Raw genomic sequence first — 10,702 nt, forward strand, 5'->3', positions numbered from 1 at the left:
CAATCATGCAGCACACCACCCACTCGAACGCCGCGCCCGCGGCGGCCGGCACGGTCCGGCGCACCTCGGCGCGCTACAAGATTCTCGCGCTGCTCGCGATCGGCACGATGATCAACTATCTCGACCGCACCGTGCTGGGGGTGGCTGCACCGCAGCTCACCAAGGAGCTCGGCATCAATGCGGCCGTGATGGGCATCATGTTCTCCGCGTTTTCGTGGACGTACGTCGCGATGCAGGTGCCCGGCGGCCTGTTCCTCGACCGCTTCGGCAGCAAGATCACCTATTACTGGTCGATGACGCTGTGGTCGCTGTGCACGTTCCTGCAGGGCTTCGTGCCGGGCATCGCGACGCTGCTCGCATGCCGGCTCGGGCTCGGCGTGACGGAGGCGCCGTGCTTCCCGACCAACAGCCGGGTCGTCGCGACGTGGTTCCCGCAGAACGAGCGCGCGATGGCGACCGGTACGTATACGGTCGGCGAGTACATCGGCCTCGCGTTCTTCAGCCCGGTGCTGTTCGCGCTGATGGGCGCGTTCGGCTGGCGCTCGCTGTTCTGGGTCGTCGGCGCGATCGGCATCGCGTTCGGCCTGGTCTGGTGGAAGTTCTATCATGAGCCGCGCAACCATCCGGGCGCCAACTCGGAGGAGCTTGCGTATATCGAGGCGGGCGGCGGTCTCGTGCACAGTGCACGCAAGGACGGCGACAAAGGCGCCAAGGGCGCGCAGAAGAAGTTCAGCTGGGCGATGGCCGGCAAGCTGCTGAAGAAGCGCCAGCTCGCGGGCATCTGTCTCGGCCAGTTCGCCGGCAACTCGACGCTGGTGTTCTTCCTGACCTGGTTCCCGACCTACCTCGCCACCGAGCGCCACATGGGCTGGCTGAAGATCGGCTTCTTCGCGGTGATGCCGTTCATCGCCGCGTCGGTCGGCGTGATGTTCGGCGGGATCTTCTCCGACTGGCTGCTGCGCCGCGGCAAGTCCGCGAACCTCGCGCGCAAGCTGCCGATCATCGCGGGCCTGCTGCTCGCGTCGACGATCATTCTCGCAAACTACGTGCAGAGCAACGAAGCCGTGATCGCGATCATGTCGGTCGCATTCTTCGCGCAGGGGATGGCTGCGCTCGGCTGGACGCTCGTGTCCGACATCGCGCCGGACGGCCTGCTCGGCGTGACCGGCGGCATCTTCAACTTCGCGGCGAACCTCGCCGGCATCATCACGCCGCTCGTCGTCGGCTTCATCGTCGCGTCGACCGGCTCGTTCGTCGGCGCGCTTGTGTTCATCGGCGTGATCGCGCTGATCGGTGCGCTGTCTTACATCTTCGTCGTCGGCGACATCAAGCGGATCGAACTGTAAGCATCGCCTCCACGCGCATCCTGTGCGTTCGCCCGGCGGCCGGTAGGCCGCCGGGCTTTTTTGTTGGCGCGACGCGCTGCGTGCACCCTTATGCGTGCTGCACCGTGATACCGAGCGATTCGACCGCCTGCGCGATCGCCGCGACGGCGCGCCGGATATCGTTGGCGTCGATCGCACCGATGCAGCCGACGCGGAATGTCTCGAGCTGCGTGAGCTTGCCCGGGTACAGGATGAAGCCGGCATCGCGCACGGCGTCGTAGAAGCGGCGGAAATCGTAGGCCGGGTGGTCGGGCGCGTGGAACGTGACGATCACCGGCGCCTGCACGTTCGCATCGAGGAACGGCGTGAAGCCGAGCGCGCGCATCGATTCGACCAGCGCCCGGCAGTTGTCCACGTAGCGCGCACCGCGCGCCGGCTGGCCGCCTTCGGCGAGATACTGGTCGAGTGCGGCGCGCAGCGCGGCGATCACGTGCGTCGGCGGCGTGAAGCGCCACTGGCCCGTCTTGCGCAGGTATGCGTACTGATCGTGGAGATCGAGCGCCAGCGACGGCGAATTGCCTTCGCCGGCCTCGAGCGCATCGCGCCGCACGATCGCGAACCCCATCCCCGGCACGCCTTCGAGACATTTGCCGCTTGCCGAGATCAGCGCATCGATGCCGCTGCCCGCCAGTGCGATCGGCAGCGCGCCGAACGAGCTCATCGCGTCGACGATCAGCCGCTTGCCGTGGCGTCGGCACACGGCGGCGATGTCGTCGAGCGGGTTCAGGATGCCGGCGCTCGTTTCCAGATGCACCTGCGCGACGTGCGTGATGCGCGGCTCGCGCGCGAACGCGGCTTCGATCGCGGCCGGATCGACGGCCGCATCCTCGCCGAACGGCAAAGCGATCGCTTCGATACCGAGCCGGCCGAGGATCTTCAGGATGCGCGCGCAATACGCGCCGTTGTCGGGCACCAGCACGACGCCGTCGCGCGGCACCAGCGTACCGAGCGCGGCTTCGACCGAGAACGTGCCGCTGCCCTGCATCGGTACGCACACGTACTCGTCGCCGTCATGCGCAATGGCGACGAGGTCTGCGCAGACGCTGGCCGTCAGTTGATTGAACGCGGCATCCCACGAGCCCCAGTCATGTTGCATTGCGTGGCGGGTTGTGGCGGACGTGGTGAGCGGGCCGGGCGTAAGAAGAATCGGATCGGACATGGTTTTTCCTTGCAAAGGTCGGAAAGAAACGCCGGGCGGCATTTCTGAATGGACTTGCATGATATTGGCAAAATGTGTCATTTTTTGGAAATTGTGGCATTCGTCACGGGTTTGTCATCGAACGCTGTGATCCTTCGCTTGCCGCGAGAAACCTGACCTCGGCGCGGCGGCGAGGCAGGCCGTTGATCGGCCTTGCCCGGAGATAACAGGAGAGCCGGATCGTGCCCCGGCCATTTGGTGTTCCGCCTACGGAGAAGTGAGATGACACTGCAGAATTCCTCGCGCGCCGCTGCCGGCGCGTTCCGCAAGCTTGCACTGGCCGCCGCCGTCGCCGGTCTGATGGGCGCCGCGTTGCCCGTGCATGCGGCGAGCGCGGTCGTGCTGTACACGGCGGACGGTCTCGAGAACCTCTATCGCGATGTGCTGCCGGCGTTCGAGAAGAAGGAAGGCGTCAAGGTCAACATCGTGACGGCGGGCAGCGGCGAAGTCGTCAACCGCGCGAACATCGAGAAGAATTCCCCGAAGGCCGACGTGATCGTCACGCTGCCGCCTTTCATTCAGCAAGCCGGCCAGATGGGCCTGCTGCAGGCGTACCAGAGCGTGAACTACAAGAACGTGCCGACGATCGCGAAGGCGGAAGACGGCACGTGGGCGACGTTCGTGAACAACTACTTCTCGTTCGCGATCAACCCGGACGTCGTGAAGAGCCAGCCGAAGACGTTCGCCGACCTGCTGTCGCCGGCCTATGCCGGCAAGGTCGCGTACTCGAACCCGGCCACGGCCGGCGACGGGATGGCCGTGCTGATCCTGACGACGTCGCTGATGGGCGAGGACAAGGCGTTCGACTACCTCGCGAAGCTGTCGCAGAGCGTGAAGTTCCACACGAAGGGCACGGGCTACCTGAACGTGCTGCTGTCGCGTAACGAGATCAGCGTCGCGAACGGCGACCTGCAGATGGACCTCGACGATGCCGAACACGGCGCGCTGTCCGTCAAGCCGATCTTCCTGGCCGCGAAGGACGGCGACCAGCCGACCACGTTCCAGCTTCCGTACGGCATCGGCCTGATCAAGAGCGGCCCGAACCAGGACGCCGGCAAGAAGCTGATCGACTACCTGATGTCGACGGAAGTGCAGTCGAAGGTGCCGGACATGTACGGCATCCCGGGCCGCACGGACGTGCCGCTGGCCGGCAAGAACGGCGAAGCGGTCAAGAAGGCGATCGCGGGCGTGAAGCTGATCCCGGTCGACTGGACCCAGGTGATGGCGAAGAAGCCGGTGTGGATCGAGCGCTGGAAGAAGGACGTGATCGGCAGCTCGGGCAAGCAGCTCGACGTCGTCAAGCCGAAGTGATCGGCGCCCGCCGCCTGTATTCGTGAGCAAGAGGATGAACCCGGTGGAAACCACCCTGACCCATCCCGGCGCATTCGGCGCCGCCGAACCGCGAGCAACGCTGCGGTCCGGCGCGCCGGGCGGCGTGCAGATCGAACACCTGAGCGTGCGCTACGGCGCACGCACGGTGCTGGAAGATCTGTCGCTGTCGATCGGTGCTGGTGAATTTCTGACCGTGCTCGGCAAGAGCGGCTGCGGCAAGACCACGCTGCTGCGCTTCATCGCCGGGTTCGTGAAGGCCGACGGCCTGACCGGCACGCTGACCGTCGCCGGACGCGACCTGACCTACGCGCCGCCGCACAAGCGCAATCTCGGTCTGCTGTTCCAGAATTACGCGCTGTTCCCGCACCTGTCGGTGTTCGAGAACGTCGCCTTCGGGCTGCGCGCGCGCGGCATGGCGTCGTCGGAAGTGACGCGCCGTGTTGCCGATGCGCTGAAGCTCGTGCAGCTCGGCGATGCGGGCCATCACCTGCCCGCGCAGTTGTCGGGCGGAATGCAGCAGCGCGTCGCGCTGGCGCGCGCGCTCGTGATCGAGCCGGACGTGCTGCTGCTCGACGAGCCGCTGTCGGCGCTCGACGCCAACCTGCGCGCATCGGTGCGCAGCGAACTGAAGGCGCTGCACGAGCGCCTGCCGAACCTGACCGTCGTCTGCGTGACCCACGACCGCGACGACGCGCTCGTGCTGTCCGACCGCGCGCTGCTGATGCGCGACGGCCACATCGCGCAGCTCGGCACGCCGCAGCAGCTGTACGACGCGCCGCAGGACGGCTACGTCGCGCGTTATCTCGGCCCGGCGAACCTGCTGCCGCCGCACGTGATCTTCCCGCTCGGCGATCCGCGCCATGAAGTGCGTGGCAAGGTGGCGTGCGTGCGCCCCGAGCGCCTGACCGTGATGCCGCCCGCCGCGGGCGGGCTGCACGGCACGGTGTCGTCCGTCGAATGGCAGGGCGCGGACCTGTCGATCGCGGTCACGATCGATGCGGCGCCCGACGAGCCCGTGCGCGTCACGATGCAACGCGGCCGCGGTGCGGCTCCCGAGCGCGGTGCGCGCGTTTCCCTGCATTGCGAGGCAGACGATGTCGTCCTTATCGAGCCCTGAAGCCGGCCTGCCGCCGCACGTGCTCGCGTCGGCCGCCGCGCACGCCGCCGCCGCGCGGCGCCGCAAGCGCATGGGCGACCTGCACCTGGCCGCGCTCGCGATCGTCGTGCTGGGTCCGCTCGTCGTCTACCCGCTGGTGCGGCTCGTGCTGCTGAGCGTGTCGGGCGACCACGGGCTGGGTTTCGCCGCGTACCGGACGTTCTTCGGCAACCCCGACACCCGCAACGTGCTGCTGACCACGCTCGGCGTGCTGTTCGCGAGCGCCGGCACCGCGTCGGTACTCGGTGTGCTGCTGGCCGCGCTGCTGTTCTTCAAGCCGTTTCCGGGCGCGTCGCTCGTCACGCGCTTCCTGGAGCTGTACGTCGCGTTTCCGTCGTTCCTCGTCGCGTTCACGCTGATCTTCCTGTACGGCTCGCAAGGCTCGATCAGCATCGCGCTGCAGCACCTGTTTCATCTCGAAAATGCGCCGCTCGATTTCCTGTTCGGCATCGGCGGCGTGATTCTCGCGCAGACCGTGTTCTATACGCCGTTCGTCGTGCGGCCGACGCTCGCATCGTTCGCGACGCTCGATTTGCGGTTGATCGAAGCCGCGCGCAGCCTCGGCGCTTCCGGCTGGATGCTCGCCCGCCGCGTCGTGCTGCCGATCGCGTGGCCGGGCATCGCCGCCGGCACCGTGCTGTGCTTCCTGCTGACGCTGAACGAATTCGGGATTCTGCTCGTGCTCGGCAGCGCGCGGCTCGTCACGCTGCCGGTCGCGATCTACAGCAGCGCGACCGTCGACCTCGACCTGCCGACCGCGTCGGCCGGCGCGGTGGTGATGCTCGCGTTGTCGCTGGCGCTGTATGCGGTTTATCGCCGGGTGAACCGGCGCGCGACGGGAGGGAACGATGTCCGCTGAATTCCGTATCGGGCAAGCCGTGCCGCGCCGCCAGATCGGCTGGGGCGACACGGTGCTCAAGCATGCGTCGCGCGCGGCGCTCGCGCTGGCCGCGTTCGCGTGCTTCTGGTTGTTCGTGTTGCCGGTCATCGTCGTCGCGCTGTCGAGCGTGTCGACGCAGTGGTCGGGCACGATCTTGCCGGCCGGTTACAGCCTGCGCTGGTTCGAGCGGCTCGGGTCGCCGGAATACGACGCGCTGCTGACGAGCCTCGAAATCGGCTTCGGCGTGTCGGCGGTCGGCACGGTCCTCGGGCTGTGGCTCGCGCTCGCGCTCGAAGGGCGCGACCGGCGCGGCCTCGGCGCGGTGGTCGATGCCCTCGTGATGGTGCCGAACGGCGTGCCGAGCGTCGTGCTCGGGCTCGCGGTGCTGATCGCGTATCACCAGAAGCCGGTCGACCTGTCGAGCTCGGCGGCGATCGTCGTGCTCGTGCAGCTCGCGCTGATCTTGCCGTTCTGCTATCGCTGCGCGGCCGCGGCGCTGCGTCCGGAGCTGACCGTGCTGCGCGAAGCGGCGGCGAGCCTCGGCGCGCCGCCCGCGATGGTGCTGCGCCGCGTGCTGCTGCCGCAGCTGGTGCCGGCGCTGCGCGCGAGCCTCGCACTCGGCTTCGCGCTGTCGCTCGGCGAGCTCGGTGCGACGCTGACGGTTTATCCGCCCGGCTTCGCGACCGTGCCGATCGTCGTGATCGGCCAGGTGGAGCGGGGGTATTACCTTCCGGCGTCGGCGCTGTCGCTGCTGATGCTGGGCGCGTCGCTCGCGGCGCTGCTGCTGATCGCCGCGCGCGTGCCGCGCGGCAAGCGGGCGGCATCATGAACGCCGCGTTTGCATTGCGCCAACCTGGCGACGCGTCGGCGGCCGGCATCTCGACGGAGCTTGCGGGTCGCTCGGTCGACGTCAACGGCCGGCACTACCGGCTGCCGGTCGAGCCGACCGTCGTCGTCTGCGTCGACGGCTGCGAGTACGACTATCTCGAACGGGCGGTGGAAGCGGGTGTCGCGCCGTTCATCGGCCGGATGATCGCGGAAGGCACGGCCTGGCGCGCCGATTGCGTCGTGCCGACCTTCACCAACCCGAACAACCTGTCGATCGTCTGCGGCGTGCCGCCGTCGGTCCACGGAATCTGCGGCAACTATTTCTGGGACCCGGCCGCCGACGGCGGGCGTGGCGCCGAAGTCATGATGAACGACCCGGCCTATCTGCGGGCCGGCACGCTGCTCGCGGCGGCGTCCGACGCCGGTGCGCGGGTGGCCGTCGTGACGGCGAAGGACAAGCTGCGCCGGCTGCTCGGCTGGCAGATGAACGGCATCTGCTTTTCGGCCGAGAAGGCCGCGCAGGCGAATCTCGCCGAAAACGGGATCGTCGACGTGCTCGACTGGGTGGGCCTGCCGTCGCCGGACGTCTACAGCGCGGCGCTGTCCGAATTCGTGTTCGCGGCCGGCGTGCGGCTTGCGCAGACGCGCCAGGTCGACCTGATGTACCTGTCGACCACCGATTACGTGCAGCACAAGTGCGCGCCGGGCAGTGCCGGCGCGAACGCGTTCTACGCGATGATGGACGGTTATCTCGCGCAGCTCGACGCGCTCGGCTGGGCGATCGGGCTGACGGCCGACCACGGGATGAACGCGAAGCACGATCCTGCGACGGGCCGGCCGAACGTCATCTATCTGCAGGATGCCTTCGACGGGTGGTACGGCGCGCAGGCTGCGCGCGTGATCCTGCCGATTACGGATCCGTACGTTGTGCACCACGGCGCGCTCGGCTCGTTTGCCACTGTTTATCTGGCGCCGGGCGTCGACCGGGCCGAGGCGATGTGGCGCGTCGGCGGCCTCGACGGCGTCGAGCTCGTGCTCGACAACGCGGAAGCCGCGGCACGTTTCGAGCTGCCGGCCGACCGGATCGGCGATCTCGTCGTGATCGGCCGCCGCGACATGACACTCGGCACGCGCGAGCGCGAACACGATCTGTCGGGCCTCACGGTGCCGCTGCGTTCGCATGGCGGCGTGTCGGAGCAGGAAGTACCGCTGCTGTTCAATCGCCGTATCGAGCCGGTCGATCCTGCGCGTAGCCCGCGCAATTTCGACGTGTTCGATTTCGTGCTGAACCGGGTCGCGACATGATGGCTCACCCCCGACACGATCACCCGGCGTTTCGCGCGGAGGCACTGCGCTGGTGCGGCACGCGCGCGACGCGCGAACGCACGCTCGATGTCATGGACCCTTACACGGGCACGCGCGTCGGTACGGTGCCGCTCGCGAGCGTCGACGATGTGCGCGCGGCATTCGACTACGCGATGGCGTACCGGCCGACGCTCACGCGTTACGAGCGTTCGGAGATCCTCGAACGCGCGGCTGCGCTGCTGCGCGAGCGTACCGAGGAAGCGTCCGACCTGATCACGCTCGAGTCGGGGCTGTCGAAACAGGACTCCCGCTACGAGGTCGGCCGCGTGGCCGACGTGTTGAAGTTCGCGGCGGTCGAGGCGCTGCGCGACGACGCGCAGAGTTTCTCGTGCGACCTGACGCCCCATGGCAAGGCGCGCCGCGTGTTTTCGCAGCGGCAGCCGCTCGACGGCGTGATCGTCGCGATCACGCCGTTCAATCATCCGATGAACCAGGTGGCGCACAAGATCGCGCCGGCGATCGCGACCAACAACCGCGTGATCGTGAAGCCGTCGGAGAAGGTGCCGCTGTCGGCGCTCTATCTGGCCGACCTGCTGGTTGAAGCCGGTCTTCCGGAGCCGATGCTGCAGGTGCTGACCGGCGATCCGCGCGAGATCGCGGACGAGCTCGTCACGCACCCGCATGCGTCGCTGATCACCTTCACGGGCGGCGTGGCGATCGGCAAGGCGATTGCGGCGCGGGCCGGCTACCGCCGCATCGTGCTGGAACTGGGCGGCAACGATCCGTTGATCGTCCTCGACGATGCCGATCTCGAACGCGCGGCGTCGCTGGCGGTGCTCGGGTCGTACCGGAATTCGGGCCAGCGTTGCACGGCCGTCAAGCGGCTGCTGGTGCAGCGCTCGATCGCGCCCGTCTTCACCGAATTGCTCGTCGAGAAGACGCGCGCATGGAAGTACGGCGATCCGTTCGATCCCGCGAACGAAATGGGCACGGTGATCGACGAGGAAGCGGCGCGGCTGTTCGAGGCGCGGGTCGGGGAGGCGGTCGCGCAGGGCGCGCGGCTGTTGACGGGCAACGTGCGGCGCGGCGCGCTGTATGCGCCGACCGTGCTCGACAACGTCGATCCGTCGATGACGATCGTGCGCGAGGAGACCTTCGGCCCGGTATCGCCGGTGATTGCGTTCGACACGATCGACGACGCGATCCGGATCAGCAACGGGACGGCGTTCGGGCTGTCGTCGGGTGTCTGTACGGACAGCACGGCGGCGGTGGTGCGGTTCGTGAACGAGCTGAACGTCGGCACGGTGAATGTATGGGAAGTGCCCGGATACAGGATCGAGCTGTCGCCGTTCGGCGGGATCAAGGACTCGGGGCTCGGATACAAGGAAGGCGTTCAGGAGGCGATGAAGAGCTTCACGAACCTGAAGACGTTTTCGCTGCCTTGGGAGTGAATGAATGGCATTGACGGTGGAAGATATCCACGGGCTGTATCGCGAGCATGGCCATGTGGCCTATAGCGGTGAACCGGTCACGCAGCTCGAGCATGCATTGCAGAGCGGATTGCTGGCGGAAGAGGCGGGGGCTGATGAAGCGCTGGTCGCGGCGGCGTTCCTGCACGATCTCGGGCATTTGCTGAATCGTCAGGGCGAGACGCCGAGTGCGCGCGGGATCGACGATCTGCACCAGTATTACGTGCTGCCGTTCCTGCGTCCGCTGTTTTCCGACGCGGTGCTGGAGCCGATCCGGCTGCACGTCGACGCAAAGCGCTGCCTGTGCCGCACGGACGCCGGCTACTTCGAGAGTCTGTCGCCGGACTCGGTGCGCAGTCTCGCGCTGCAGGGCGGCATCTTCAGTGAAGAGGAGACGGCGGCGTTCCTGCTGCGTCCGTTCGCGGAGGATGCGCTGCGTCTGCGCCGCTGGGACGATACGGCAAAGGAAGAGGGCAAGGTGACGCCTGATCTCGATCACTATATGGCGATCGTCGCGCGCCAGGTGCGCACAGGCTGACCGGTTGAGTTGCTTCTATATAAGACCCCGCACGCGACAGCGTTCGGGGTCTTATATTTTTTGAGAAACCCCTTGCGCAGTTGGAAGAGGGTGCTTAGAATCACGCCTCTTTCGCGCTAACGGAAACGCAGCGCGGGAGAGGGAAGCGAAGCTGGTGGTGTGCTGCAGTGACGGGCGCGCGGCTGGCTTGGAAGTTGAGCCCCGCAGTCGCAACGATGTAGTGTAAAAAGTTGTTGACGAGCTGCGAAACACGGTTCATAATCTCGCTTCTCTGCTGCTGAAAATGCAGCGCTGCTGAGAAACACGGAGTTCCTCGCAGATTGCTCTTTAAAAATTAACAGCCGATAAGTGTGGGCGCTTGATGGAAGCGAGCTGATCCTCGGATCAGATAGCAAAAGTATCAAGAGTCTCACACTAAAGTAAGTCAGGTTTATGAAGTGATTCATATTCCTGTCAGCTTTGAGTGAGCGACCGGTTCTTAACCGAACCGAAAACAGTAACAGGTTTAAACTGAAGAGTTTGATCCTGGCTCAGATTGAACGCTGGCGGCATGCCTTACACATGCAAGTCGAACGGCAGCACGGGTGCTTGCACCTGGTGGCGAGTGGCGA

At 66.6% G+C, this 10,702-nt stretch carries 9 protein-coding genes and 1 rRNA gene; 9 read left to right on the forward strand and 1 reads right to left on the reverse strand.

Annotated features, from left to right (window positions below; all coding sequences use genetic code 11):
• Positions 1-5 precede the first annotated feature (5 nt).
• Complete coding sequence (locus tag E9536_RS16935; protein WP_060315421.1) at positions 6-1,346, forward strand: MFS transporter; 1,341 nt, start codon at positions 6-8, stop codon at positions 1,344-1,346.
• Positions 1,347-1,434: 88 nt separating this feature from the next.
• Here E9536_RS16935 and E9536_RS16940 read toward each other — a convergent pair whose 3' ends face one another.
• The gene (locus tag E9536_RS16940) at positions 1,435-2,544 is read right to left on the reverse strand and encodes a 2-aminoethylphosphonate--pyruvate transaminase (protein ID WP_136470215.1); all 1,110 of its coding nucleotides are present in this window, start codon (positions 2,542-2,544) and stop codon (positions 1,435-1,437) included.
• Positions 2,545-2,805: 261 nt separating this feature from the next.
• On the opposite strand from E9536_RS16940, the gene phnS reads away from it, so the two are divergent.
• The 8 genes from phnS to E9536_RS16985 all read left to right on the forward strand — a co-directional run.
• Entirely contained in the window at positions 2,806-3,894 is a 1,089-nt protein-coding gene (gene phnS, locus E9536_RS16945) for a 2-aminoethylphosphonate ABC transporter substrate-binding protein (RefSeq protein WP_059695341.1), read from the forward strand.
• A 34-nt stretch (positions 3,895-3,928) separates the two neighbouring features.
• A complete protein-coding gene (gene phnT / locus E9536_RS16950; RefSeq protein WP_059695339.1) occupies positions 3,929-5,032 on the forward strand; it encodes a 2-aminoethylphosphonate ABC transport system ATP-binding subunit PhnT in 1,104 nt (367 codons plus the stop codon).
• Positions 5,010-5,930: a 2-aminoethylphosphonate ABC transporter permease subunit gene (phnU, locus tag E9536_RS16955; RefSeq protein WP_060173942.1), complete on the forward strand. Its 921-nt coding sequence runs from the start codon at positions 5,010-5,012 to the stop codon at positions 5,928-5,930. The genes phnT and phnU overlap by 23 nt, the downstream gene beginning before the upstream one ends.
• Positions 5,920-6,780: a 2-aminoethylphosphonate ABC transport system, membrane component PhnV gene (gene phnV, locus E9536_RS16960; RefSeq protein WP_060173941.1), complete on the forward strand. Its 861-nt coding sequence runs from the start codon at positions 5,920-5,922 to the stop codon at positions 6,778-6,780. The genes phnU and phnV overlap by 11 nt, the downstream gene beginning before the upstream one ends.
• Positions 6,777-8,084, forward strand: a complete 1,308-nt coding sequence (gene phnA / locus E9536_RS16965) for a phosphonoacetate hydrolase (RefSeq protein ID WP_136470216.1) — start codon at positions 6,777-6,779, stop codon at positions 8,082-8,084. The genes phnV and phnA overlap by 4 nt, the downstream gene beginning before the upstream one ends.
• The gene (gene phnY, locus E9536_RS16970) at positions 8,081-9,535 is read left to right on the forward strand and encodes a phosphonoacetaldehyde dehydrogenase (protein WP_136470217.1); all 1,455 of its coding nucleotides are present in this window, start codon (positions 8,081-8,083) and stop codon (positions 9,533-9,535) included. Before phnA ends, phnY begins: the two co-directional genes overlap by 4 nt.
• A gap of 4 nt (positions 9,536-9,539) precedes the next feature.
• Positions 9,540-10,091: a phosphonate degradation HD-domain oxygenase gene (locus E9536_RS16975; RefSeq protein WP_027790519.1), complete on the forward strand. Its 552-nt coding sequence runs from the start codon at positions 9,540-9,542 to the stop codon at positions 10,089-10,091.
• Positions 10,092-10,598: 507 nt separating this feature from the next.
• Positions 10,599-10,702, forward strand: a 16S ribosomal RNA gene (locus E9536_RS16985); the annotation flags it as partial.

This window comes from Burkholderia sp. LS-044, assembly GCF_004803625.1.
Classification (GTDB): domain Bacteria; phylum Pseudomonadota; class Gammaproteobacteria; order Burkholderiales; family Burkholderiaceae; genus Burkholderia; species Burkholderia cepacia.

What these genes read in the sequence shown, in the direction of transcription:
- E9536_RS16940 (WP_136470215.1), bottom strand. Translation starts at nt 2,544, where the DNA reads ATGTCCGATCCGATTCTTCTTACGCCCGGCCCGCTCACCACGTCCGCC.
- phnV (WP_060173941.1), top strand. Translation starts at nt 5,920, where the DNA reads ATGTCCGCTGAATTCCGTATCGGGCAAGCCGTGCCGCGCCGCCAGATC.
- phnU (WP_060173942.1), top strand. Translation starts at nt 5,010, where the DNA reads ATGTCGTCCTTATCGAGCCCTGAAGCCGGCCTGCCGCCGCACGTGCTC.
- phnA (WP_136470216.1), top strand. Translation starts at nt 6,777, where the DNA reads ATGAACGCCGCGTTTGCATTGCGCCAACCTGGCGACGCGTCGGCGGCC.
- E9536_RS16935 (WP_060315421.1), top strand. Translation starts at nt 6, where the DNA reads ATGCAGCACACCACCCACTCGAACGCCGCGCCCGCGGCGGCCGGCACG.
- E9536_RS16975 (WP_027790519.1), top strand. Translation starts at nt 9,540, where the DNA reads ATGGCATTGACGGTGGAAGATATCCACGGGCTGTATCGCGAGCATGGC.
- phnS (WP_059695341.1), top strand. Translation starts at nt 2,806, where the DNA reads ATGACACTGCAGAATTCCTCGCGCGCCGCTGCCGGCGCGTTCCGCAAG.
- phnT (WP_059695339.1), top strand. Translation starts at nt 3,929, where the DNA reads ATGAACCCGGTGGAAACCACCCTGACCCATCCCGGCGCATTCGGCGCC.
- phnY (WP_136470217.1), top strand. Translation starts at nt 8,081, where the DNA reads ATGATGGCTCACCCCCGACACGATCACCCGGCGTTTCGCGCGGAGGCA.